Raw genomic sequence first — 24,570 nt, 5'->3', positions numbered from 1 at the left:
AGCCGTTCTGTGACCGGTGGTGGCCGTACGGCGCTCAGTCGCGTCACTCTGGTCGGTGAGCGGCGTCGCGTCGATCTCGTGCTTCCCTCGCGAGAGCCGATCGGGGTCCTGCTGCCCGAGATCATGCGGTTGCTGGACGACCGGGTGGGGGACCGTCCCCGGTCCCGGCACCTCGTCGCCCCGGACGGTTCCGCCCTCGCGCACGACAGCACGCTCGAGTCGGCCGGTGTCTCCGACGGCGCCGTGCTGCGACTGGTGCGCGTCGAAGAGGCACCTTCCGCGCCCGTCGTCCATGACGTCAGTGAGGAGACGGCCGACGATCTCGCCGTGCGCAACTGGCGCTGGGGGCCTGCCACCAGGCGGGTGGTCGCGGCCGGCGCGACCGTGTTCTGGGCGCTGGCTGCCGGGATGCTCGCCCGGGACCACTTCGAGATGGCGGCCGTGGCGGGTGCGCTGGCCGTGGCCGCCGTCGCGTGTGCGCTGGCGGGTGTGCTGTGCGGGCGGCTGGGGAAGACCGGGCTCGCGGCCACCGGCCTCTTCACCTCCGGCGCGCTCGGTGTGCTCGGCGCGTGGACCGCGGCCGACGCCCACGACTTCTCCGCTGCCGTGCGTCTCGCCGCCGTCGGTGCCGCCGTGGTCGTCCCGTTGCTGCTCGCCGCCTGGTGCACGCCGTTGGGTCGTGCCGGGCTGATCGGTGCGGGAACTCTCGCCGGGTGTCTGATCGTGTGGGAGGTGGTGATCGGAGTCCAGGGCGGGGCCACCACCGAGGTGCAGCAGACCCGCGTCGGGGCGCTGCTCGCCGGTATCTCCGTCGTGCTCCTCGGCGTGCTGCCACGGCTGGCGATGACCGTGTCGGGGCTGACCGGCCTGGACGACCGGCGCACGGGCGGTGCGTCGGTGAGCCGCTACGCGGTGGGCACCGCACTCGCCGCCACCCATCGGGGCCTGGTCCTGGCCACTGTCACGCTAGGCGTCTCCGCCGCCGCCGCCGGAGTGCTCGCTCTGCGCACGGCCACCGCCTGGACGGTGCCGCTGGGTGTCGTCCTGCTGCTCGTGCTCGCGCTGCGCGCCCGGGCCTTCCCGCTCACCGCCGAGGTCGTCGTCCTCCTCGGAGCCTCCGCCGTCGTCCTGCTGCGGCTCGTCGTCGTCTGGCTCGAGCATGCCGCGACGGCCGCCGCCCCCGTGGCGCTGCTCGCCGCGCTTGCCGTGCTGCCGCTCGTCGTCCTCGCCGTCGAACCCGCCGAACATGTGCGGGTACGGCTGCGCAAGGTGGGGGACGTGCTGGAGTCGGCGGCCGTGATCTCCCTGTTCCCGCTGGTGATCGGCGTCTTCGGGGTGTACGGGCGGCTGCTCGGCACCTTCGCGTAGGTGCGAGTGCGAGGGGGATGGGATGACCGGGGCCGGTGACTGGCAGCAGGACCTGCTGCGTGAACTGGTCGGGGACCAGCAGGCGGCTGATGCGCCCCGATCCGATGCCGAGCCCGCGCCTGCCCCCGTGGAGCAGCCGCGGGTCCCCGCCGCGCCGGTGCTCCGTCAACCGGGCGAGCCCCGCAAACCCGTGGCGCCGCCGGAGAGCCTCCCCATCATCGACCCCCGCCTCGCCATCGCCCTCGGCCGCCCCCAGCACGGCGACACCGTCGCGCGCCGTGCCGGTGCCGGGCTGCGCCGGCTCACCGCCTCTGCCGGACAGGAGGTCGCCGAACAGACCCGGCTGGCACAGGAGTTGCAGCAGCCGGTGACGACCGGTCGCGTCGTGGCCGTCACCTCGATTCGCGGAGGGGCCGGCAAGTCCACCGTGTCCGCGCTGCTCGGACGCACGCTCAACCACTACCGGCACGATCCCGTTCTCACCCTGGAGGCCGATGCGGCCCTGGGCACCCTTCCGGTGCGGATGGGGGCCGAGACGGTGCGCTGGTCCTGCGCCGACCTCGCCCGGATCCTCACGCCGAGCATGCAACTCACCGACGTCACCGGATATCTGGTGCCCGTCGCCGACGGCGGCTGGCTGCTGCCCGCGAGCCAGGGACGAGTGGGCGCACCCCTGGACGTGCCCACCTACCGGACCGTGACCCTCGCACTGCGGCGGTACTTCGCGGTCACCGTCGTGGACTGCGAGACCCTGCCCGGCGAAGTGGCGCGTACGGCGATGGACACCGCCCACGCCCGGGTCGTCGTCGCCCCCAGGACCGCGGAAGGTGTGCACGGTACGCGGCAAGTGCTCGACTGGCTGGCTCAGTTGCCGCACTCCGCGCTGGCCACGACCGTTGTCGCCCTCAGCGCCAACACGCCCGACGCCACGCTCGACGCCAAGGCCGCGGCAGCCCATCTGCGCGAACCCGGTGTACCCGTCGTCGCCCTGCCCTACGACCGTCATCTCGCCCAGGGAGGCCCCATCCACACCGACTTGCTGGCCCGGAGCACGCGGGACGCGGCCGTACGCCTCGCGGCCGAGGCGATGCGGCGGGCGGTGAGAGTGCGATGACCCAGCAGGTGATCCATCGGCCGGCACGCTCCACCCGGCCGCTCACCGCCACGGAGACGCGCACGATAGAGCCTCCGCCCAACCTGCCCGAGGGCAAGGTCGGCAGCGCGGTCACCGCGCTTCTGCCGATGGCCGGCGTCGTCAGCTCCGTGGTCCTCATGACGGTGATCCGCAACAGCCGGTTCGCGATCATCGGCGCCGTGGTGCTGGTCGCCGCGCTCTTCGGTGCCCTGACGCTGTTCCTGTCCCAGCGCGGCAAGGCGCAACGCACCCGGCGGGTGCAGCGGGAGCGGTATCTGGAGTACCTGGAGGAACTGCGCGAGGAACTCACCGGCGCCGAGCGGGACCGGCGCCGCCGGGCCCGCGAGCTGAACCCGCCGCCCGAGGCCCTGTACGACCTCCTCCGGGACCCGGCCCGGCTGTGGGAGCGGCGGCGGCCGGACCCCGACTTCCTGTGCGTACGGGCCGGCACCGGGGACGTGCCCGCCCAGGAACTGCTGATCGGACAGAACAGCTCCGGGGGAGTGCTCACCCCGCCGGACCCGTTCATGCTGAACGAAGCCCGGGCTCTGCAGCGCCGCTTCGCCACCGTCACGGACTTTCCCCTCACCGTGCCGCTGGACCGCGCCGGCAACGTCAGCGTCGTCGGGGACCGTGCCGGTGTGCTTCGCGTAGCGCGAGCTCTGCTGACGCAGACCGCCGTGACGCACGCCCCGGACGACGTGGCCATCGCTGTGGCCACCGCCGACGAGGCCGAGTGGTCCTGGGCGAAGTGGCTGCCCCATGTTCTCGACGCGCACGCCTACGACGGTCCCGTTCCGGCCCGCCGTATCGTTCCCGGCCTTCCGCAACTGGCCCGTCTGTGTGAGCAGGACCTGCGGCAGCGCGCGGCGTACGCCGCGGAGGTCCGCCGCGGCCTGGCGGGGCCGGAGGCGTCACGGCTCACCGGCCGGCTCCTGGTCGTCAGTGACCGCTTCGGCGAGAACGCATCGGAGCTGCCGCTCCCGGACGCGGCGATCGGGCCCGCGGCGATGGGCGTCACCGTGCTGCATCTGCTCGAGCAGCAGGTGCACGAGCCCGACCAGGTCTCGGTGCGGATCACCGTCGACGGCGACCGGATCACCGTCGACGATCTGCGGGCTGCGGACACCCCGCCGGCGCACGGAACGGCCGACGCCGTCACCGCCGCCGGAGCCGAGGGCATCGCCCGCCTGCTCGCCCCGCTGCGCCTGTCCGCCGAGTCCGCGGCCGACGGTGCCCCCGTGTCCGGACCGGTCGACTTTCCCGCGCTCCTCGGCATCGAGGACCCTGCCGCGCTCGACCTCACCCGCCTGTGGGCGCCGCGCGGCGAGCGCGACTTCCTGCGCGTCCCCATCGGACTCACCGACCGGCACGAGCCGGTGCTGCTCGACCTGAAGGAGTCGGCCCAGCTCGGCATGGGCCCGCACGGGCTGTGCGTCGGTGCCACCGGATCCGGCAAGAGCGAACTGCTGCGCACCCTGGTCCTCGCCCTCGCCGCCACCCACTCGCCGGAGGACCTGGCGCTGGTTCTGGTCGACTACAAGGGCGGCGCCACCTTCGCGCCGTTCGCCGGACTCCCGCACGTGGCAGGCGTGATCACCAACCTGGAGAATCAGGCCGGTCTCGTCGAACGCGTCCACTCCAGCCTCGCCGGTGAGGTCAAGCGCCGCCAGCAGGTCCTCAAGGACGCGGGGAACGTCGCCGACATCGGCCACTACGCCACCCTGCGGGCCACGGACCGCCCCGATCTGGAGCCCCTGCCGCACCTGTTCGTGGTCATCGACGAGTTCGGCGAGCTCATCACCGCCAAACCGGACTTCATCGACCTGTTCCTGTCCATCGGCCGCATCGGCCGGTCGATCGGCGTCCACCTGCTGCTGTCCAGCCAGCGCATCGAGGGCGGCAAACTCAAGGGCCTGGACACGTATCTGTCGTACCGGCTGGGCCTGCGCACCTTCTCCGCCGACGAGTCCCGCACGGTCCTCGACACCACCGACGCCTTCCATCTGCCGCCGCTTCCGGGCTTCGGCTATCTGAAGGTCGACACCTCGACGTACGAGCGCTTCAAGGCCGGCTATGTCTCCGGCGCGTACCGTGGCCCGAGTCTGCGCGACGACTCGGCCGACGAGCCGTCCGTCCTGCCGTATCCGGCGTACAGCGCCCCCGAGGATCCGGCGGCTTCCGAAGAGGAACCCGTGGTCGCCGTACGTGAGACGGGGCCCACGGTGCTGTCCGTCATGGTCGACCAGCTGGCCGTCGCGGCTCCGCCGGCGCGCCGCATCTGGCTTCCCCCGCTGCCCGACGCCACGACTCTCGATCAGGTGGCCGGTCCCCTGCGGGCAGGACCCCGGGGGCTGCGTCTCGACCGCGCGGAGGGCGGTCTGCGAGTTCCGCTCGGCACCCTCGACGATCCGGCTCGCCAGTGGCAGGAGCCCTGGCTGCTCGACCTGACCGTGGCCGGCGGTCACATCGCCGTCATCGGCGGCCCGCAGTCCGGCAAGACGACCCTGCTGCGCACCCTCACGCTCTCCCTGGCGCTCACCCACACGCCGCACGACATCGCCGTCTACGGCCTCGATCTGGCTGGTGGCGGCCTGGCCGCGCTGGCCGAACTGCCGCACGTCGGCGGGATCGCGGGACGCGCGGACCATGAGCGCGCCGCCCGTACGGTCGCCGAGGTGCGCGCCCTGCTGGCCCGGCGCGAGGAACTGTTCCGCGAGCACGGCATCGACTCCGTGGACCGGTTCCGCCGGCTGCGCGCCCAAGGAGAGCTGCCCGAGGCGGGCTCGACCGACGTCGTCCTGCTCGTCGACGGATTCGGTGCCCTGCGCGACGAGTTCGCCGATCTCGACGACCCGATCGCCGATCTCCTCAAGCGCGGCGGCGGCTACGGCATCCACGTCGTGGCGGGCATGCTGCGCTGGAACGACGTCCGCATCGCCACCCAGTCGATGTTCGGCACCCGCATCGAGCTCCGCCTCAACGACCCCGCCGACTCCACCGTCGACCGCAAACTGTCCGAGACTCTGGACGCCGGCACACCGGGCCGGGCTCTGACGGACGGCAAGCTGTTCGCGCAGGTCGCGCTCCCCCGCATCGACTCCCGGGCCAGGACGGACGATGCCGGCCCGGCCCTGGAACGCGCCGCCCGCACTGTGCGCGCCGCCTGGCACGGTGAGGTCGCCGCGCCCGTACGGGTGCTGCCCACCCGGCTGCCCCTCACCAAGCTGCCGACACCTGCAGCCGTGCCCGGGGCCGTACCGATCGGCGTGGACCAGGACCATCTCGCACCCGTGCTGCTCGACCTGTTCGGCACCGACCAGCATCTGCTGATCCTCGGCGACAACGAATGCGGCAAGACCAACCTGCTCCAGCTGATCGCCGCACAGCTCGTCCGGAGGTACTCCGACAAGGAACTCGTCTTCGGCGTGTTCGACCCCCGGCGCGGTCTGCGCGGCGCGGTCCCCGAGCCCTACCGCGGCGGCTACGCCCACAACGCCAAGCTCGCCGCCGCCCTGTCCACCGGCATCGCCGCCGAACTGGAGAAGCGCATCCCGGAGACCGCCGACCCGGACGCCCCACCGAGCGCGGAACCCTCCTTCGAGGGGCCCCGCATCGTCATCCTGGTCGACGACTACGACATCCTCAGCACTGCGGGCCGGCAGCCGCTGTCGCCCTTCCTGCCGTACGTCTCCTCCGCCCAGGACATCGGCTTGCACTTCGTCGTCGCCCGCCGTGCCGCCGGCGCGTCCCGCGCGCTGTACGAGCCGCTGCTGACCACGCTGCGCGAGACGGGGACGGCGGCGCTCGTCATGACCGGCGACCGCACCGAGGGGCAGCTGTTTCCCGGCCTGTACGCCACCCAGCAGCCTCCGGGACGCGGCACGCTGGTCCGCCGCGGCCGCCCCCACCAGCTCATCCAGACCGCGCTGGCCACGGAGGAGGCCCCGTGACCAAGGACGTCATCGCGCTCACACCGAAGATGCCGGACCTGCCCACTCTGCTGGCCGGGCTCTACGCGGGCGGACCCGATCTCGGGATCAGCACCCTGGCCGACGGCGCGGTCGTGCAGCTCTGCGCCCCCGACGGCCGTCCGCTGGTGTCCGTCGAGACACCCGTCCTGGTCCAGGTCCCCGGCGAGACCGAGCGTCTGCTCGGCGCCACCGGGCACGACGGGCCCGTGTGGTGGACCGAGGCCCGCGCCTCCACCGCCGTCGCCGAAGCGGGACGGCTCGCGGGTTCCTTCGCCGGGCGTCTGGCCGCCGTGCTCGACGGCGCGGTCTGGCCGCCGGAGGCCGCCACCACCGAGGTCGTGCCCCTCACGACCGGCATCTCGGCGGTTCCCGTGCCCGCCACGGGGACGCCCGCCGTCGACGTCCTCACCTCCGCCGCGGCCGTGGTCATCCAGGAGCGGCCCCTGGTCCCCATGACCACCTGGCTCTCCGACGCCCTGCGCCTGGCGACCGAGAGCGACCGTGCCCTGCAGATCGTCACCCCGCCCACCGCCCGCCTCACCCTGGCCACGCGCACGGCCCTGCAAGGCGTACCGAACCGCTGGGTGGTCCAGGACCCGGAGCACGGCTACTACGACGGCCTGTCCGGCGCCGTGCTTCACTGGAAGGACGGATCCTTCTCGCCCGTACGGGACGAACGCGGCAGGACCACGGTCGCGCAGGCGTTCACCCCTGCTCCCGACACCGGTGACCGGCAGTTCGTCCTCACCCTGCGGACCTGCCACGCGCCCGATGCGGATCTCGTGCTCGGCCGCGCGCTCGAAGCGGTGTTCCGCCGGCTGACCGGTGCGGAGCCCGCCGGGTGGAGCACGGCAGAACCCGTCAACCTCCCCTGGTCGACCCGTGAGCTGACCGACCTGGTCCGGGCCCGCGCGCCTCGCCCGACATGGCTGATCGCCGTGGGGCGGCCCGACCGTCCGGCCCTGGCCACTGTGAGGGTGCTGCGGACGACCGCGGGCGTCGAGGAGGACATCACCGTCACCTTCGGCTACGACGCCGACGAGAGCGTGCCGCTCGAGCGGATCGAGCAGCTGGCGGCCGAGCTGCACGCCGAGCACGGGCTGGTCAGCCTGCTGACCTGTCTGCGGTCCGCCCGCCGCGACCTCACGGTCCCCGCCCGCCTCGAACCACCACCGGTCCCTGTCACGTTCAGCGTCTCCGGGGCAGGCGAGGCGGTACGGCACCACCGGCTGGGCGATGGTTCGGACCCCGGTGCGTGGACCCGTTTGCGGGAGCTGATGAGTGCGCTGGGCGAACAGCGGCACAGCAGCTGACTACGGTGTCTCCGCCGGAGGCGGGGTCGGGGCGCCCGGGAGGCGGATGGTGGCGATGGTGCCGCCGCCGGGGGCCGGGGTGAGGGTGACCTCGCCGCCGGCCTGGCGGACGGTGCGGGCGACGATGGAGAGGCCGAGGCCTGAGCCGGGGAGGGCGCGGGCGCTGGGGGAGCGCCAGAAGCGGTCGAAGACGTGGGGAAGTTCGTCGGCGGGAATGCCGGGGCCGTGGTCGCGGACCGTGAGGGCGCCGTCGGTGAGGCGGACGTCGATGGTGCCGCCCTCGGGGCTGAACTTCACCGCGTTGTCGAGGATGTTGACCACCGCCCGCTCCAGCGCGGCGGGCTCGGCGCGGACGTACCAGGGGTGCAGGTCGGCGGTGATGGTCAGCTCGGGGCCGCGCAGCCGGGCGCGGCCGATGGCCGATTCGACGATGTCCTGCCAGGCGACGATCTGGGTGCGGGGCGAGTGCTGGCCGACGTCGGGGCGGGAGAGTTCCTGCAGGTCGCCGATGAGGGCGGCGAGTTCGGTCATCTGCGCCTTGACGGAGGCGAGCAGCGCCTTGCGGTCGGCCGCGGGGAGGGGGCGGCCGGTCTCCTCGCTGCGGGTGAGGAGTTCGATGTTGGTGCGCAGCGAGGTCAGCGGGGTGCGCAGCTCGTGGCCGGCGTCGGCGATCAGCTGCTGCTGCAGGTCGCGGGAGCTGGCCAGCGCGGAGGTCATGGAGTTGAAGGAGCGGGAGAGGCGGGCGATCTCGTCCTCCGACTCGTCCTCGACCGGGATGCGGATGTCGAGGTCCTCGGTGCGGGCCACGTGCTCCACCGCCTCGGTGAGCTTGTCGACGGGGCGGAGCCCGGCGCGGGCCACGGCGAGGCCGGCGGCGGACGCGCCGAGCACGCCGACGCCGGAGACCAGGAGCAGCAGCAGGGCCAGCTCGTTGAGGGTGGAGCGGGTGCTGTCCAGCGGGACGGCGATGAGCAGGGCGAGATCGTCGGCGGTGTAGCGGCCGGTGTCCGGGTCCTCGACGGACAGCGCCGTGGTGAGGACCCGCACCCGGTTGCCCTCGCTGTCGGTGCCGTTGCGGATGGCGCCCTCGCCGATGACCGGGTCGCGGGCCACGGCCCGGTCGCCGCCGGTCACCTTCACCAGGGCCGCCGAGTTGCCGATCAGGCAGGCCCTGCCGTCGGCGTGCACGATCTGGGCGTAGCCGCTGACGCGGGCGCCGAAGGGGAGGCTCTCCGACGGCGACTGCGGGCAGGCGTCGAGGGTGGTGCGCACCTGGCTGACCGGCAGGGCGCGCGGCACCGACGCCTGAAGGTCCTCGTCCAGCTCCCCGTACAGCTTGCCCTGCACGATGAACCAGCAGGTCACCGAGACCGCCGCCACCGCGAACGCCACCGCCGCCGCCACCAGCAGCGCCAGCCGCGCGCGGATCGGCAGCGTGCGGAACCGGCGTACCAGCCGGCTCATTCCGACCCGCCCTGCCGCAGGACGTAGCCCACGCCCCGGACGGTGTGCACCAGGCGCGGCTCGCCGCCCGCCTCGGTCTTGCGGCGCAGGTACATCACGTACACGTCGAGGGAGTTGGAGGACGGCTCGAAGTCGAAGCCCCAGACCGCCTTGAGGATCTGCTCCCGGGTGAGCACCTGGCGCGGGTGCGCCATGAACATCTCGAGGAGGCTGAACTCGGTGCGGGTCAGCTCCACCTGCCGCTCGCCCCGGGTGACCTCACGCGTCGCCAGGTTCATGCGCAGGTCGGCGAAGGTCAGGACGTCGCCGGTGTCGGCCGAGGCGGCCACCGCGGCGGCGTACGAGCTGCGGCGCAGCAGCGCCCGGATCCGGGCGAACAGCTCGTCCAGCTCGAACGGCTTGACCAGGTAGTCGTCGGCGCCCGCGTCCAGCCCGGTCACCCGGTCCCCGACCGTGTCCCGGGCGGTCAGCATCAGGATGGGCGTGGTGTCGCCGGAGCCCCGGATGCGGCGGGCGGCGGTCAGGCCGTCCATGCGTGGCATCTGGATGTCGAGGACCACCAGGTCGGGCCGGTACGCCGCCGCCTTCTCCAGCGCGTCCGCGCCGTCCACGGCGACCTCCGTGTCGTATCCCTCGAAGGCCAGGCTGCGCTGGAGCGCCTCGCGGACCGCCGGCTCGTCGTCGACGATCAGGATGCGCTGGGGGGCACGGTCGCCTTCCGTGGCGGTGGACGGAGCGGACGACAGGGGGCTCATGGCTCGGGTTCCTCGCTCGTGGGACGACGTTCCAAAGGTGCCAGACTCGAGGCTTTCAGCCTCGCACGAGGCCGCCGGGCGGGGGTGCGGGGCAGGTGCGGGACCCGCCCGGCGGGCTGCCGGCGGTGCCCTCCGCGGCCCGCGGCCCCGTCCGGTCCTCGGTGCTCAGTCCTCGGCCCCCGGTCCTCAGTCCGTCGCGCCCGCGCGCAGCTTCGCCAGGTCCGCCTTCACCGTGTTGACCGGGATGGCGAAGCCCAGGCCCACGCTGCCCGCGGCGGAGGAGTCCACGCCCTTGGGCGAGTACATCGCCGAGTTGATCCCGATGATGTTGCCGTTCATGTCGATCAGCGCGCCGCCGGAGTTGCCGGGGTTGAGGGACGCGTCGGTCTGGATGGCCTTGTAGGTCGTCGTGGACCTGCCGGTGTCGCCGTTGAACTCCCGGCCGCCGAACTCGAACGGCCAGCCCTCGCCCTGCTGCCACTGCCGCTGCCCCTGGCCGTCGTCCTTGGCGACGGTGACGTCCCGGTCGAGGGCGGAGACGATGCCGCTGGTCACGGTGCCGGTCAGGCCCTCCGGCGAGCCGATCGCCACGACCTGGTCGCCGACCTGCACGCCGTCGGAGTTGCCGAGGGTCGCCGCCTGCAGACCCGAGGCGTCCTTCAGCTTGATCAGCGCGAGGTCCTTGGCGCTGTCGGTGCCGACGGTCTCCGCCTCGTGGGTCTTGCCGTCGCTGGTGCGCACCTGGATCGAGGAGGCACCGGCGATCACGTGGTTGTTGGTGACGATCTCGCCGTCATCGGTGATGATCACGCCGGAGCCGGTGGAGGTGCCCGCGTTCGTCGCGGCCTTGATCTCGACGATGCTCGGACCGACCGCCTTGGCCACACCGGCCACGGTGCCCTTCTGGCTGGACGGCACCACATCGGTGCTGGTGGAGCTGGAGGCGACGGTGTCGGTGCCGGTGAGCTCCTGGATGCCGTAGGCGGTGCCGCCGCCGACGGCCGCCGCGACGATCGCCACGGCGGCGAGCAGCGAGACGGGGCCGCGGGCGCGCTTCCGGCGCGGCGCCCCGGCCGCCTGACCCGGCTCACCGGGCGGTCCGGGCGGTCCGGGCGGGCCGGACGGACCGGTGCCACCGGAGGGCCCTGACGGTCCGGGCTCACCTGGATGATCGAACCGACCTGCCTGGCCGGGCGGGAACGCCGGAGGCGGCGGCCACTCGGGATGCACGGGACTGCCGGGATGCACGGGATGCACCGGATGCACAGGAGAGGAGTAGTCCGTCATGTCACTGAGCGTCGCGCCCGACGATGAGAGCAGTCTGAGGACGACCTGAGAAGTCCGGCAGAAGGGCGTATGTCCGATGTAAAGGCGGGTCTTGGATTCCAAGGGCGCCGACTCGGCCGATGCAGTGCCGATGCCCTGCCGATGCAGTGCCGATGCCCGGTCGATGTCCTGCCCGCTGCCCTGTCCGGCCGCAGCCCCGGTGGCGGACCGTGCTCAGCCGCAGCCGCAGGACCGGCGCACCACCAGCCGGGACGGGAACACCTTCAGCCGCTCCCGCCGCGCCCCGGCGACCCGCAGCCCGTCGTCGAGCACCAGGTCCACCGCCGCCCGGGCCATCGCCGACCGGTCGGAGGCCACCGTGGTCAGCGGCGGGTCGGTGAGCGCCGCCTCCTTGATGTCGTCGAAGCCGGCCACGGCCAGCTCGCCGGGCACGTCGATGCGCAGCTCGCGCGCCGCGCGCAGCAGGCCGATCGCCTGGTCGTCGGTGGAGCAGAAGATCGCGGGCGGCCGGTTCGGGCCGGAGAGGATCTCCAGCCCGACCTCGTAGGCGTCGTAGCGGTTGTAGGGGGCCTCGAAGAGCCGGCCCTCGGTGGAGACGCCGGCCTCCTCCATGGCGCGCCGCCAGCCCTCGACGTGGTCGGAGACCGGGTCGCCGACGGCCGGGGTCTCCGCGGTTCCGCCGACACAGGCGACGTACTCGTAGCCGTGCTCCAGCAGGTGGCGCACGGCGAGCTGGGCGCCGCCCAGGTCGTCGGTGACGACGGCGACGTCGTCGATGGCCTCGGGGCGCTCGTGCAGCAGGACGACCCGGGCGTCCCAGGCGTCGATCTCCGCGGCGGCCAGGTCGTTGAGCGCGTGGCTGACCAGGATCAGGCCGGAGACGCGCATGCCGAGAAAGGCGCGCAGATAGTGGACCTCGCGCTCGCCGATGTAGTCGGAGTTGCCGACGAGCACCATCTTTCCGCGCTCGGACGCCGCCTGCTCGACCGCGTGCGCCATCTCCCCGAAGAAGGGCTGGCGGGCGTCCGGCACGATCAGGCCTATGAGGTCCGTCCGGCGCGACGCCATCGCCTGCGCGACGCGGTCGGGCCGGTACCCCAGCTCCTTGATCGCGGCGAGCACGCGCTCCCGCGTGGCCGGGGCGACCGGCCGGGGTCCGTTGTTGATGACGTAGCTGACGACGGCGGTCGAAGTACCCGCCAGCCGCGCCACGTCATCCCTAGTCACCTTGGCCACGCGCGGAGTCTACGCGGATATACCCGTTCTGGGCAGGGCGTACGGGGGGTTATGTGCGGCACGCCTGCCGCTCACGCCTTGCTGCGCACCGGGGCGGCGCCCGCGGCGGACGCATCGCCGGAGCCGGCGTCGCCGCCGCTGCCGCGGTTCTGGGACGTGCCGGCCTGCTCGCGCCCGGCCGCGGCCTTGGCCTCCTCGGCGGCGCGCTCGACCTTCTCCGGGGCGACGAACCGGTACCCGACGTTGCGCACGGTGCCGATCAGCGACTCGTGCTCGGGGCCGAGCTTGGCGCGCAGCCGCCGCACGTGCACGTCGACGGTGCGGGTGCCGCCGAAGTAGTCGTAGCCCCACACCTCCTGCAGCAGCTGGGCGCGGGTGAAGACCCGGCCGGGGTGCTGCGCCAGGTACTTCAACAGCTCGAACTCCTTGAAGGTCAGGTCGAGGACCCTGCCCTTGAGCTTGGCGGAGTAGGTCGCCTCGTCCACCGAGAGATCGCCGTTGCGGATCTCCATGGGGGAGTCGTCGGCGCCGATCTGCTGGCGGCCCATGGCCAGCCGCAGGCGTGCCTCCACCTCGGCGGGGCCGGCGGTGTCGAGGAGGACGTCGTCGATGCCCCAGTCCGCGGTGACGGCGGCCAGGCCGCCCTCGGTCACGACGAGGATGAGGGGGCAGCCGGGTCCGGTGGAGCGCAGCAGCTGGCACAGGCTGCGCACCTGGGGGAGGTCGCGGCGGCCGTCGATGAGGATGACGTCCGCGCCGGGGGTGTCGACGAGGGCCGGTCCCTCCGCGGGGGCCACGCGCACGTTGTGCAGCAGCAGGCCGAGGGCGGGGAGCACCTCCGTCGACGGCTGGAGGGCGTTGGTCAGGAGCAGAAGAGAGCTCATCGCGTCTCACCCGCTCGGGTCGTCCTATGGTGGTGCACGGTTCGCTCGCCCATAACGTCTGGTCCTCCTCGGTCCCTTCCAGGACGTTTGCGGCACTGCTGCGTGCGATCGAAACCCGAGTCGTACACGTCGTATACAACGCTCCGAAAGCACAAAAGGACCCGGGGGCTTCGCTGCCCGAGTCCTCTTCGCACGAGAATAGCCGACATGAGTACCGGTCGGGCAGGTCATGTGGCACGTTCCACCCATCGTCCGCATGCCGAGACGGCGGACGGATCCCCGGCCGGGGCCCCCGTCCGTACGTTTCTGCGGACGGCGGACGGTGTGTCGATCGACGCACGCTACGAGCCCGGAGCGGGCGCCGGTGACGCCGGTGATCTGGTGTTCGTCGTCGCCCACGGGTTCACCGGGGACGCGGACCGGCCGCATGTGCGCCGGGTGGCGGCGGCCCTGGCACGGCACGGGGCGGTGGCGACGTTCTCCTTCCGCGGGCACGGGGCCTCGGGCGGGCTGTCCACCGTCGGGGACCGGGAGGTGCTGGACCTGGCGGCGGTGGTCGCCTGGGTGCGGGAGCTGGGGCACGGCCGGGTGGCCACGGTCGGGTTCTCCATGGGCGGCTCGGTGGTGCTGCGGCACGCAGGGCTGGACGGCGGCACGGACGCCGTGGTCTCGGTGAGCGCGCCCGCGCGCTGGTTCTACCGGGGGACCGCCCCGATGCGGCGGCTGCACTGGCTGGTGACCCGTCCGGCCGGGCGGCTGGTGGGCCGGTACGGGCTGCGCACCCGCATCCACCGCCGCCGGTGGGACCCGGTGCCGGTGTCCCCGGTCGAGGCCGTACCCGGGATCGCGCCCACGCCGCTGCTGATCGTGCACGGCGAGCGCGACGGCTACTTCCCGCTGGACCACCCCCGGATGCTGGCGGAGGCCGCCGGTGACCACGGCGAACTGTGGCTGGAGCCGGAGATGGGACACGCGGAGAACGCGGCGCCCGAGGAGCTGCTGCACCGGATCGGGCACTGGGCGGCCGGCCGGGCGGGCTAGCCTGACGGTGTTCACCGTCAAGGGATTGGGACCAGCAGATGGCAAAGGTCACGGTGCGGTACTGGGCCGCAGCCAAGGCCGCGGCCGGGGTGGCCGAGGAGGCGTACGAGGCGGCTACGCTCGCCGAGGCGCTCGACGCGGTGCGTGAACGGCACCCGGGCGAGCTGACGCGTGTGCTGCAGCGGTGCTCCTTCCTCATCGACGGTGACCCCGCGGGGCAGCGCCCGCACGAGACGGTACGGCTGGCCGAGGGCGGCACGGTCGAGGTGCTCCCGCCGTTCGCGGGAGGGTGAGCGGAGCGATGACGAACCAGCCGTACGAGGGACAGCGCTACGACGGTCAGCCCTACCAGGGCCAGGGCCACAGCGACGGCTCCTGGCAGGGACAGGGCCACAGCCACGGCTCGTGGCAGGGGCAGGGTCACGGTGACGGCTCCTGGCAGGGGCAGGGTCACAGCGACGGTTCGTGGCAGGGGCAGGGTCACGGTGACGGCTCCTGGCAGGGGCAGGGTCACAGCGACGGTTCGTGGCAGGGACAAGGGCAGAGTCAGGGCCACGGGCAGGGCGCCTGGCCGGGGTTCGACGACCCCGGCGCCGAGCAGGGGCACACCCAGCAGTGGCAGGGGCAGACCTGGGAGACGTCCGTCCAGCCGCCGGTTGCGCCGGCCGCCGCGGAGGAGACCGCGTATCTGCCGCCGCAGGACCCCGCACGGCCGGGACCGATGCCCGCGCCCGGCGAGGCGGCGTTCCCGCCGCCCGGCGGCGCTCCCGCCCCGGCGGCTGCGGTGGCTCCGGCCGCTGCTGCTCCGGCTCCCGCTGCCGTCGTCGGTGACGTGCCCGAGTACGGTCCCGCGACGCTCGCCGGGAACCCCCGGATCACCGACGCCCAGCGGGCCCGTGCCGAGGGGCGCTCGCCGATCATCGAGCCCGGGATGCAGCCCGCGCTGCTGACCGCCGGCCTGAGCCTGCTGCTGGCCGGGGGTGCGGCGCTCGGCACGTACGCGCTGCTGGTGCCCCTGGTCATCCTGCAGGGCGTCACGGCCGCGGGCTGGTTCCGGCTGAACGGCATGTGGCCGGCCCGGCAGGGCATCGCCCTCGGGTTCCTCGGCGCGCTGGTGGCAGACGTGGCGCTGCTGGCCACGGACCGGTCGCCCGCCGCGATCCTGGGCACGCTCGGGATCTGGGTGCTCCTTTCGCTGGTGCTCCAGCTGAGGTCCCATGCGGAGCCGGACGAGCGGATGTACGGGCTGACGGCAACGGTCGCGGCGGCGGCGCTGGCGATCGTCGTGTCCGGGTATCTCGCGGCGGACCCGGCCGCGGTCACGGCCGGTGCGGTCGCGGTGGCGGCGGCCGTCGTGGCACGGGCCCTGCCCCTGCCGGCGGCGGGCCGCGTACTGGCCGCGCCGGCCTCGGCGGCGGCCGTGGGGGCGCTGGCGGGTGCGGTGACGGACCTGGGCGGGGCGCCGGGCGCGCTGCTCGGTGCCGGTGCGGCGGTCTGCGCACTGGTCGGTCACCGGGTGGCCAGCTACGACTACCCCTCCCGCTTCGTGCACTTCACCGCTGGTGTGGCCCTGCCGCTGACGGCTGCGGCCCCGGCGGTGTACCTGCTGGGCCGGCTCGCCGGCTGAGCGGTCGGAGGGCGCGGCGGACGGGACGGGCGGGTTCGTGGCTCTCGCGTCCTTTGCGTCGTGTCACGTGTGTGCCATCGCCCCTCGGTCCCGGGCCGGCGGCCCGGGCGTGTCCGCGACTCGCGGTGCCCCGTCCGGCCACCCGGAGCGTGCCCGCGACTCCGCGGCGCCTCCCGACCGGCGTTGCAGGCGTTGCAGGCGGGGACGCCGGTTTGCGGAGAGGTGCCTTGCGAGGCTCGTGAGCTTTGATCGGATCGCCGCCCGGATGATGCTCCGGGCGGCTCGTGAGGCGCGTTCGTTGTCACAGATGATCGACAATTCCGCGGCGCCCCTTCCCCGCGGAGTTACCCTCACGCTGGGCGGCCGGCCGGTCGTCGGGGTCAGCCTGGTGGGGGAAGCACCGCATGCGCGCACTGCGAATACTGCTCGTCGTCGTTGTGATCCTGGGCGGTCTCTTCGTGATCGTGGACCGGGTCGCGGTCAACTTCGCCGAGGGCGAGGCCGCAGACCGGCTGAAGTCCAGCGAGAACCTCGCCTCCACGCCCGATGTGTCCATCAAGGGCTTCCCCTTCCTCACCCAGGTGGCGAGCGGCAGCCTCGACGAGGTCGAGGTCGGCATCCAGGACTACGAGGCGGACACCGGTGACGGTGCCCAGAAGATCCGTATCGCCGATCTGCGCGCCGACATGAGGGGCGTGGAGTTCTCCGGCGACTACAGCTCCGCCACCGCGCGGAGCGCCACCGGCAGCGCCACGATCTCCTACGGCGAACTGCTGAAGACCGCCAAGTCCGAGCCCACCCAGGTCGCCCCCGGCGTCACCGCCAACGTCGTCGGTCTCTCCGACGGGGGCAACGGAAAGATCAAGGTCCAGGTCGAGGCCACCGTGTTCGGTGTCAAGCTGCGCGAGCCGGTGTTCGTGCTCAGCTCGGTGAAGGTGGTGGACGGCGACACGGTGCGGGTGAAGGCGGACGCGCTGCCGAAGTTCGGCTCGGTCTCGCTGCCCGAGTCGCGGGTGCGGAAGATCACCGACTTCCAGCAGAGGATCGACGGCCTGCCCGGCGGCATCAAGCTCGACAAGGTCGAGGCCGGCGAGGACGGCGTGCATATCACGGTGAAGGGTTCCGAGGTCCGGCTGGCCGGGTAGGTTCCGTCGCGGCGCGGCTGCGACACGCACGCGGCCCCGACACGCAACGGAACCGGCCGAAAGCGTCCCCGCTGACGTGCGGCGTCCGGGAAATGAGACGACGGTGTCCGCTGAGCAGATGTGAGGACACTCGCACCGGTGGCTCCGACCCGGGGACGCCGGGCCCGACCCGCTCCACGTCCCGCAATCCGGACGATCGCATCTCAACATGCGACACGCCGGTGACACGCCCGCCTCGCGCTCCCTACGATCGGGCTCATGAAGCGACAGGCGGATCTCACGAAGCGGCGGGCAGTAGACCTGTGCCGTGTCGCCGCCATGCTCTGTCGCACCTTCTGAGCGGACGCCGACGTTCGCATTCCCCCCTGCCCGGATGAGGGCACCCGTGTGCCGGTCCCGTACGGCCGTGCACGCCTTTCGCACGCACGCCCCGCCGCAACTGCCCCGGAGGAGAGAGCATGAGCCGCAGCGACGTACTGGTCGACGCCGATTGGCTGCAGGACCACCTGGACGACCCGAACATCGCCATCGTCGAGGTGGACGAGGACACCACCGCCTACGAGAAGAACCACATCCGCAACGCCATCCGGATCGACTGGACCAAGGACCTGCAGGACCCGGTCCGCCGCGACTTCATCGACCAGGCCGGCTTCGAGAAGCTGCTGTCGGAGAAGGGCATCGCCAACGACCACACGGTGATCCTGTACGGCGGCAACAACAACTGGTTCGCGGCGTACGCCTACTGGTACTTCAAGCTGTACGGCCACGAGAACGTCAAGCTCCTCGACGGCGGCCGCAAGAAGTGGGAGCTGGACGCCCGCGAGCTGGTGCCCGGCGACGAGGTGCCGGAGCGGCCGAAGACCGACTACAAGGCCAAGCCGCAGGACACCTCCATCCGCGCCTTCCGGGACGACGTGGTGGCCGCCATCGGCTCGCACAACCTGGTCGACGTGCGCTCGCCCGACGAGTTCTCCGGTAAGCTGCTCGCCCCGGCCCACCTGCCGCAGGAGCAGTCCCAGCGTCCGGGCCACGTGCCGAGCGCGAAGAACATCCCGTGGTCCAAGAACGCCAACGACGACGGCACCTTCAAGTCGGACGAGGAGCTGAAGAAGCTCTACGCCGAGGAGAACGTCGACCTGTCCAAGGACACCATCGCCTACTGCCGCATCGGTGAGCGTTCCGCGCTGACCTGGTTCGTGCTGCACGAGCTGCTCGGTGTTGAGAACGTCAAGAACTACGACGGCTCCTGGACCGAGTACGGCTCCCTCGTGGGCGTGCCGATCGAGCTCGGCTCCGGCAAGTGACCCGACCCGACCGACCTTTTCAGAACCCTTCAGGAGAAAGACATGTGCGGTGCGAAGGCCGGCGGCCCGGACGCCTCGACGATCAAGCCCGGTGAGACCACCATCCAGGGTCAGGTGACCCGCGACGGCGAGCCGGTGACGGGCTACGTCCGTCTGCTGGACTCGACCGGTGAGTTCACCGCGGAGGTCCCGACCTCCGCCACCGGACAGTTCCGCTTCTACGCGGCCGAGGGCACGTGGACCGTCCGCGCGCTGGTGCCCGGTGCCACCGCCGACCGCACGGTCGTCGCCCAGAAGGGCGGTCTTGCCGAGGTCGCGATCGCGGTCTGACACAGACGCAGCCCCTGGTCAGGGCTGGTGACGGCGCAAGGGCCGCACCCCGTGGGCTGGACGCCGCCCGGGGTGCGGCCCTTCCGCGTGCGCACCGCGTTCTCGGCGCCGGCAGGCATACGCTGGTCGTATGTACGCGCGCCGGCGCCGCATCTACTTCGCCATGATGGGCACGTGCATCGCGCTGTTCGTCCTGGCCTGGGGCGTCGTGCGGCTGTGGTCCGTGCCCGTGGCCGTCGGCATGTGCGTGGTGGCCATGGTCATCCCGCCGCTCGCCGCCATGATCGCCAACCGGCGCGGCCCCGACGACCGCTGGTGGGACGACCCCTCCGGCGATCCGCAGTCCGACGAGTGGTGGGACGAGCTGGACGGGAAGAAGCGCCCGGGCGGCCCGCCCCCGTAGCGGGCGGCCGGTCAGTAGACGAGCGCCTGCGTGTCCTCCCCCATGATCTCCTGCACGAAGACCTGGGCGCCCGCGATCCGCACGCCCTCGATCACGTCCTTCTCCGTGATCTCCCGGCGGGCGGCGCACTGGGTGCACAGGGTGACCCGCCCGGCCGCGAGCACCGACTCCAGCAGCTCCGGCAGCGGCGCGGCGTGCGGCAGCTCGAACTCGGCGGCCCGGCCCGGCAGGGCGAACCACGCGGACTCCCCGGTGAGCCACAGCGAGACGTCCACTCCGCTGGCCGCGGCCACCGCCGCCACCGTGAACGCCTGCGAGCACCGTTCGGGGGCATCGGCCCCGGCGGTCACCTTGATCACGAGCTTCTTCGCCATGCCCGCATCGTATGCGGGCGTGGCGGTGCGACGGGGGCGGAGCCACCTCACACCGAGGACCGGATCCCGGGCGCGTAAGCTGGGGGCCGGCCCTGTGCACGTCTTCGCACCCCCGCCCAAGGAGCACCCCGTGGAACTCTTCTTCGAACTTCTGTTGGTCCTGGTTGCCGTCGGCGTGCTCGCCTTCGCCGGGCTGACCGTGAAGAAGCTGTACCAGGGCCAGCGCTGACCCGACGCTAGGAACTACTGCTCATGATCGAGATCCCGTCCGACCTGCACAAGGACCTTGTGCCGCTCGCCTTCCTGCTGGGCCACTGGGCCGGCGCGGGCGTGCACGACTTCCCCGGCTCCGAGAAGTGCAACTTCGGGCAGGAGGTCGCCTTCACCCACGACGGGCGGGACTTCCTGGAGTACCGCTCGCACACCTGGGTGCTCGACAGCGACGGCAACAAGGTCAGACCGCTGGAGTCGGAGCACGGCTTCTGGCGGATCGACTCCGACCGCAAGGTCGAGGTGACGATGACCCGCGACGACGGCGTCATCGAGATCTGGTACGGCGAGCTCGCCGACAAGAAGCCGCAGATCGACCTGGTCACCGACGCGGTGGCGCGCACCGCGGGCTCCCGCCCCTACAGCGGCGGCAAGCGGCTGTACGGCTACGTCAAGAGCGACCTGATGTGGGTCGGTGAGAAGCAGACCCCCGAGGTCTCGCTGCGCCCCTACATGTCGGCCCACCTGAAGAAGGCCGTCACCCCGGAGGAGGTCGAGCGCTGGGCCAAGGCCCTGCCCGACGACATGCCGGACGACGGGATCGCCTTCTTCAAGTAGTCCCGCAAGCGGATCCGGCACGGCTTCGAGCCGGTCCGGCTCGCTCCGGCTCGTTCCCACAGCGGTCAGGTCCCGTTCCGGCTCGTTCCGGCCCCGTAGGTTCCGCCGCCGCAACGCCTAGACTTTCCGGTGTGGTGAGCACCGACTGGAAGAGCGACCTCAGGCAGCGCGGCTACCGGCTGACGCCGCAGCGCCAGCTTGTCCTCGAAGCAGTGGACACCCTGGAGCACGCGACCCCCGACGACATCCTCGCGGAAGTGAGGAAGACCGCGTCGGGGGTCAACATCTCCACCGTCTACCGGACCCTGGAGCTCCTGGAGGAGCTGGGGCTGGTCAGCCATGCGCACCTGGGGCACGGTGCGCCGACCTACCACCTGGCCGACCGGCACCACCACATCCACCTGGTCTGCCGGGACTGCACCAGCGTGATCGAGGCGGACCTGTCCGTGGCCGACGAGTTCACCGCCAAGCTCCGGCAGGAGTTCGGCTTCGACACCGACATGAAGCACTTCGCGATCTTCGGCCGCTGCCAGGACTGTTCGCTCAAGCATTCACCTACCGAGTCGTAGGCTTACGGATATGAAGAGCCCTCTGCTGACCCTGCCCGGCGCCGTCCCCGCCGAGGGCGTGGACGAAGGCGTGGCCGCCCACTACGGCGACCTGTTCCGTGAGCAGCGCGCCCTGGCCGACGGCACCGGCTTCGTCGACCTGTCCCACCGCGGGGTCGTCACCGTCTCCGGTCCTGAGCGGCTCGGCTGGCTGCACCTGCTGCTCACCCAGCACGTCAGCGAGCTCCCTCCCCACCAGGCCACCGAGGCGCTGATCCTGTCCGCGCACGGCCACATCGAGCACGCGCTGTATCTGGTCGACGACGGGGAGACGGTCTGGGCGCATGTGGAGCCCGGCACCCAGGACGCGCTGATCGCGTACCTGGAGTCGATGAAGTTCTTCTACCGGGTGGAGATCGCCGACCGCACCGCCGACATCGCGGTGGTCCATCTGCCGGCCGGCTCCATCACCGAGGTGCCCGAGGGCGTGGTCGTGCGGGAGACCCCGTACGGGCGTGATCTGTTCCTGCCCCGCGAGGACCTGGAGTCCTTCGCCCGGCAGGCGGGCCCGCCCGCCGGGATCCTCGCCCATGAGGCGCTGCGGGTCGAGGCGCACCGGCCGCGGCTCGGCTTCGAGACCGACCACCGCACCATCCCGCACGAGCTGGGCTGGATCGGCACCGCGGTGCATCTGCAGAAGGGCTGCTACCGCGGGCAGGAGACCGTCGCCCGGGTGCAGAACCTGGGCAAGCCGCCGCGCCGGCTGGTCTTCCTGCACCTGGACGGCAGCGAGGTCCATCTGCCGGCGCCGGGCACGGACATCCGGCTCGCCGACGACGGCCCCGACGGCCGCAGGATCGGCTTCGTCACCACGTCCGTACGCCACCACGAGCTGGGGCCCGTCGCCCTCGCCCTGGTCAAGCGGAACGTCCCGGTGGACGCCCGGCTGCTCGCCGGGGAGACGGCCGCGGCGCAGGAGACGGTCGTCGAGCCGTAAGAACCGTCCTCGTGCGGGACTTCGGCGGTCCTAGATCTCGAGCAGCACGGTGAACGGGCCGTCGTTGGTCAGCGACACCCGCATCTGCGCGCCGAACCGGCCCGTGGCCACCGTCGCGCCCAGGGAGCGCAGCTGGGCCACCACCTCGTCGACCAGTGGCTCGGCCACATCGCCGGGGGCGGCGGCGTTCCAGGTGGGACGGCGCCCCTTGCGGGCGTCGCCGTAAAGAGTGAACTGGCTGATGACCAGCAGCGGGGCGTCGATGTCGCTGCACGACCGCTCGTCCTTGAGCATCCGGATGGTCCAGAGCTTGCGAGCGAGCTGCGCCGCCTTCTCCTTGGTGTCCTCGTGGGTCACACCGACGAGGACGCACAGGCCCTCGCCCTCGATCGCCCCGACCGTCTCTCCGTCCACGACGACACTCGCGCCGTCCACCCTCTGCACCACTGCTCGCATACGACCATCATGCCGTTCGGCGAACAGGCTCCCGAGCCGGGTCGGGGCATCGCCCCGGTCGGGCTATTTTTACTCCTTAACCCCCATCTGGGGCTGATCGGGACCACTCGGTCACATGGCGCCCACGTGGGGTGGCACGATGCTTGGCACACGCCGGTCGAGGGGACGGTAGAGGCACATGAGCACACCAGGTACCGGGCAGCCGCCTGGGGCTGTCTCGTTGACCCAGGGGAGCGCGGGCGAACGGGAGTTCCACCGTCCGCCCACCCAGCGCACGGACAGCCCCGAGCTGCCGCAGGAGCCGCCCGAGCACGATCTGAGCGTGCTCAGCCTGAGCGAGCTGCGCACGCTGCGCCGGGACGCCCAGCGCGACGAGGCGGACCTGAGCTATGTACGGCGGCTGCTGCAGGGCCGTATCGACATCCTCCGCGCCGAACTGACCCGGCGGGCGCCGGTGGGCTCGGCGTCGGTGGCCGCACCGGCCGAGGCGTCCGTGGTCGAGCGGCTGCCGGAGATCCTGCGGGACACCCCGGCCCGGCAGCGCTCCTCCGCCCGCCACGTCACGCTCGGCACCCCGCAGAGCGAGGAGTACCGGCGGCTGGCCGCCGACATGCTCGGCGAGGTCGAGCTGTCCGACCTGAGCGCCCGCACCGACGGGGAGCTGCACGCGGCGATGGGCCGGCTGGTGCGGTACGAGCAGCAGGTGTCGCGGCGCCGGCAGCGGCTGCAGCGCACCGCCGACGACTGCAGCGCGGAGATCGCCCGACGGTACCGTGAGGGAGAAGCCCAGGTCGACGACCTGCTCGTCTGACGTGGGTCGACGACCTGCTCGTCTGACGTCGTCCGCGGCGGGAGCCGACCCGGCGATCCCGGGCTCCCCGTAGGGGCGGGCTTCGCCGTCCGTCGTCCTTCCGTCCGGAGGCCACCGCCGATGTCCGCAGCCTTCCCGTCAGCATCCTCAGCATCCTCAGCGTCCCCCGCGTCTCCGGCATCCGCCGGCTCCCCGCTGCCGATGTCCGGCTCCGCCGCGGCACCGCCGGTGCTCACCGAGGTGGTCCGCTCGGGGTTCGTGGAGGGCCGGCACCGGGGCAGCCTGGTGCTGCTGGACGCGGACGGTTCGGTGCGGCTGGCGCTCGGCGAGGTGACGGCACCGGTGTTCCCGCGCTCCTGCAACAAGCCGATGCAGGCGGCCGGAATGCTCCGGGCGGGGCTCGGTCTGTCGGGGGAGCGGCTGGCGCTGGCCGCGGCCAGCCACTCCGGCGAGAGCTTCCACCGCGACCTGGTCCGCACGATGCTCGCCGAGCACGGGCTGACCGAGGAGCAGCTGGGCTGCCCGCCGGATCTGCCGCTGGACGCCGAGGAGCGGGAGACCTGCCTCGCGGCCGGCGGCAGCCGCAGCCGGGTGACCATGGACTGCTCCGGCAAGCACACCGCGATGCTGGCCACCTGTGTGCGGCGCGACTGGCCGCTGGAGAGCTACCTCGACCCCGGACACCCGCTGCAGCGGATCATCCACAGCTCTGTGGAGGAGGCCGCGGGTGAGCAGGTGGCAGCCACCGGCGTCGACGGCTGCGGCGCCCCGCTCCTGGCCATCAGCCTCACCGGCCTCGCCCGCGCCTACCGCTCCTTCGTTCTCGCCGCACCCGGCACGCCGGAACGCCGGGTCGCCGACGCGATGCGCGCCCACCCCGAGTACGTCGCCGGCACCCGCCGTGCCGACACCTGGCTGATGCGGGAGATCCCGGGCGCCCTGTCCAAGGTGGGCGCCGAGGCGGTCCAGGCGGTCGCCCTGCCGGACGGCCGCGCGCTGGCGTTCAAGGTGGAGGACGGGGCGGTACGGACCCTGGGTCCGGTGCTGGCCCGGGCGCTGCGGCTGCTGGGCGCGGACGCGCCCGTGCTGGACCGGATCGGCCGGGCGCCGCTGCTGGGCGGCGGGCGTGAGGTGGGTGAGATCCGGGCGGTCTTCTGAGCCGCGGCCGGGGACGCACGCGCCACGGGGCCGCCGCCCGGAGAGGCGCCGTCACGGGAGTCGCGGCAGCGGGGGCAGCGGTGGCCCCCGCTGCGGGAGCCGCGGCAAATCCGCGCGACACCGCACCGGTGT

At 72.5% G+C, this 24,570-nt stretch carries 24 protein-coding genes; 17 read left to right on the top strand and 7 right to left on the bottom strand.

Annotated elements, in window-relative coordinates; all coding sequences use genetic code 11:
- The first annotated feature begins 78 nt into the window (after nt 1-78).
- The 4 genes from HCJ93_RS21895 to HCJ93_RS21880 are packed head-to-tail and all read left to right on the top strand — an operon-like array spanning nt 79 to nt 7,790.
- Nucleotides 79-1,368, top strand: a complete 1,290-nt coding sequence (locus tag HCJ93_RS21895; RefSeq protein ID WP_373563599.1) for an EsaB/YukD family protein — start codon at nt 79-81, stop codon at nt 1,366-1,368.
- Between the two features lie 22 nt (nt 1,369-1,390).
- Nucleotides 1,391-2,482 carry a CpaE/TadZ family protein gene (locus tag HCJ93_RS21890; protein WP_167997480.1) on the top strand — a complete coding sequence of 364 codons (1,092 nt, stop codon included), beginning with the start codon at nt 1,391-1,393 and terminating at the stop codon, nt 2,480-2,482.
- Nucleotides 2,479-6,456, top strand: coding sequence for a type VII secretion protein EccCb (gene eccCb / locus HCJ93_RS21885; protein WP_167997479.1), 3,978 nt, complete (start codon nt 2,479-2,481; stop codon nt 6,454-6,456). The genes HCJ93_RS21890 and eccCb overlap by 4 nt, the downstream gene beginning before the upstream one ends.
- The gene (locus HCJ93_RS21880; protein WP_167997478.1) at nt 6,453-7,790 is read left to right on the top strand and encodes a DUF6177 family protein; all 1,338 of its coding nucleotides are present in this window, start codon (nt 6,453-6,455) and stop codon (nt 7,788-7,790) included. Before eccCb ends, HCJ93_RS21880 begins: the two co-directional genes overlap by 4 nt.
- Here HCJ93_RS21880 and HCJ93_RS21875 read toward each other — a convergent pair whose 3' ends face one another.
- From HCJ93_RS21875 to HCJ93_RS21855, 5 genes are all read right to left on the bottom strand, one after another.
- Nucleotides 7,791-9,254 carry a sensor histidine kinase gene (locus tag HCJ93_RS21875; RefSeq protein ID WP_167997477.1) on the bottom strand — a complete coding sequence of 488 codons (1,464 nt, stop codon included), beginning with the start codon at nt 9,252-9,254 and terminating at the stop codon, nt 7,791-7,793.
- The gene (locus HCJ93_RS21870; protein ID WP_167997476.1) at nt 9,251-10,009 is read right to left on the bottom strand and encodes a response regulator transcription factor; all 759 of its coding nucleotides are present in this window, start codon (nt 10,007-10,009) and stop codon (nt 9,251-9,253) included. Before HCJ93_RS21870 ends, HCJ93_RS21875 begins: the two co-directional genes overlap by 4 nt.
- Before the next feature lie 186 nt (nt 10,010-10,195).
- Nucleotides 10,196-11,296: a S1C family serine protease gene (locus HCJ93_RS21865; protein ID WP_167997475.1), complete on the bottom strand. Its 1,101-nt coding sequence runs from the start codon at nt 11,294-11,296 to the stop codon at nt 10,196-10,198.
- A gap of 213 nt (nt 11,297-11,509) precedes the next feature.
- Nucleotides 11,510-12,532, bottom strand: coding sequence for a LacI family DNA-binding transcriptional regulator (locus HCJ93_RS21860; RefSeq protein WP_167997474.1), 1,023 nt, complete (start codon nt 12,530-12,532; stop codon nt 11,510-11,512).
- 71 nt (nt 12,533-12,603) lie between these two features.
- The gene (locus HCJ93_RS21855; protein WP_167997473.1) at nt 12,604-13,416 is read right to left on the bottom strand and encodes a response regulator transcription factor; all 813 of its coding nucleotides are present in this window, start codon (nt 13,414-13,416) and stop codon (nt 12,604-12,606) included.
- Between the two features lie 207 nt (nt 13,417-13,623).
- On the opposite strand from HCJ93_RS21855, the gene HCJ93_RS21850 reads away from it, so the two are divergent.
- The 8 genes from HCJ93_RS21850 (at nt 13,624) to HCJ93_RS21820 (ending at nt 19,266) form a co-directional block, all read left to right on the top strand.
- The gene (locus HCJ93_RS21850; protein WP_206317776.1) at nt 13,624-14,457 is read left to right on the top strand and encodes an alpha/beta hydrolase; all 834 of its coding nucleotides are present in this window, start codon (nt 13,624-13,626) and stop codon (nt 14,455-14,457) included.
- Between the two features lie 38 nt (nt 14,458-14,495).
- Complete coding sequence (locus HCJ93_RS21845) at nt 14,496-14,750, top strand: MoaD/ThiS family protein (protein WP_167997472.1); 255 nt, start codon at nt 14,496-14,498, stop codon at nt 14,748-14,750.
- Between the two features lie 8 nt (nt 14,751-14,758).
- Nucleotides 14,759-16,084, top strand: a complete 1,326-nt coding sequence (locus tag HCJ93_RS21840) for a hypothetical protein (RefSeq protein WP_167997471.1) — start codon at nt 14,759-14,761, stop codon at nt 16,082-16,084.
- A gap of 404 nt (nt 16,085-16,488) precedes the next feature.
- Nucleotides 16,489-17,229 (top strand): LmeA family phospholipid-binding protein, encoded by a 741-nt coding sequence (locus HCJ93_RS21835; protein WP_167997470.1) that lies wholly within the window; start codon nt 16,489-16,491, stop codon nt 17,227-17,229.
- Between the two features lie 258 nt (nt 17,230-17,487).
- Complete coding sequence (locus HCJ93_RS30230; protein WP_350310325.1) at nt 17,488-17,568, top strand: putative leader peptide; 81 nt, start codon at nt 17,488-17,490, stop codon at nt 17,566-17,568.
- Between the two features lie 119 nt (nt 17,569-17,687).
- Complete coding sequence (locus tag HCJ93_RS21830; RefSeq protein ID WP_167997469.1) at nt 17,688-18,533, top strand: sulfurtransferase; 846 nt, start codon at nt 17,688-17,690, stop codon at nt 18,531-18,533.
- Nucleotides 18,534-18,575: 42 nt separating this feature from the next.
- Complete coding sequence (locus HCJ93_RS21825) at nt 18,576-18,863, top strand: DUF1416 domain-containing protein (protein WP_028421436.1); 288 nt, start codon at nt 18,576-18,578, stop codon at nt 18,861-18,863.
- A gap of 130 nt (nt 18,864-18,993) precedes the next feature.
- Complete coding sequence (locus HCJ93_RS21820) at nt 18,994-19,266, top strand: DUF3099 domain-containing protein (protein WP_167997468.1); 273 nt, start codon at nt 18,994-18,996, stop codon at nt 19,264-19,266.
- A gap of 11 nt (nt 19,267-19,277) precedes the next feature.
- On the opposite strand, the gene HCJ93_RS21815 is transcribed toward HCJ93_RS21820, so the two are convergent.
- Entirely contained in the window at nt 19,278-19,640 is a 363-nt protein-coding gene (locus tag HCJ93_RS21815) for a DsrE family protein (protein WP_167997467.1), read from the bottom strand.
- A 252-nt stretch (nt 19,641-19,892) separates the two neighbouring features.
- Here HCJ93_RS21815 and HCJ93_RS21810 point away from each other — a divergent pair, with 252 nt between their 5' ends.
- The 3 genes from HCJ93_RS21810 (at nt 19,893) to ygfZ (ending at nt 22,013) form a co-directional block, all read left to right on the top strand.
- Nucleotides 19,893-20,468, top strand: coding sequence for a heme-binding beta-barrel domain-containing protein (locus HCJ93_RS21810; protein ID WP_167997466.1), 576 nt, complete (start codon nt 19,893-19,895; stop codon nt 20,466-20,468).
- Nucleotides 20,469-20,599: 131 nt separating this feature from the next.
- Nucleotides 20,600-21,037 (top strand): Fur family transcriptional regulator, encoded by a 438-nt coding sequence (locus HCJ93_RS21805; protein ID WP_167997465.1) that lies wholly within the window; start codon nt 20,600-20,602, stop codon nt 21,035-21,037.
- A gap of 10 nt (nt 21,038-21,047) precedes the next feature.
- Entirely contained in the window at nt 21,048-22,013 is a 966-nt protein-coding gene (gene ygfZ / locus HCJ93_RS21800) for a CAF17-like 4Fe-4S cluster assembly/insertion protein YgfZ (protein WP_167997464.1), read from the top strand.
- A gap of 30 nt (nt 22,014-22,043) precedes the next feature.
- Here ygfZ and dtd read toward each other — a convergent pair whose 3' ends face one another.
- A complete protein-coding gene (gene dtd / locus HCJ93_RS21795) occupies nt 22,044-22,469 on the bottom strand; it encodes a D-aminoacyl-tRNA deacylase (protein ID WP_167997463.1) in 426 nt (141 codons plus the stop codon).
- 178 nt (nt 22,470-22,647) lie between these two features.
- Between dtd and HCJ93_RS21790 the strand changes: the two genes are divergently transcribed.
- Nucleotides 22,648-23,280, top strand: coding sequence for an RsiG family protein (locus tag HCJ93_RS21790; RefSeq protein ID WP_167997462.1), 633 nt, complete (start codon nt 22,648-22,650; stop codon nt 23,278-23,280).
- Nucleotides 23,281-23,481: 201 nt separating this feature from the next.
- Entirely contained in the window at nt 23,482-24,438 is a 957-nt protein-coding gene (locus tag HCJ93_RS21785; protein WP_167997461.1) for an asparaginase, read from the top strand.
- Nucleotides 24,439-24,570: the final 132 nt, after the last annotated feature.

The organism is Streptomyces composti (genome assembly GCF_012034205.1).
Classification (GTDB): Bacteria; Actinomycetota; Actinomycetes; order Streptomycetales; family Streptomycetaceae; genus Streptomyces; species Streptomyces composti.
The sequence above is the reverse complement of the archived record's forward strand: the minus strand, read 5'-3'. Positions and strand labels throughout refer to the sequence as shown.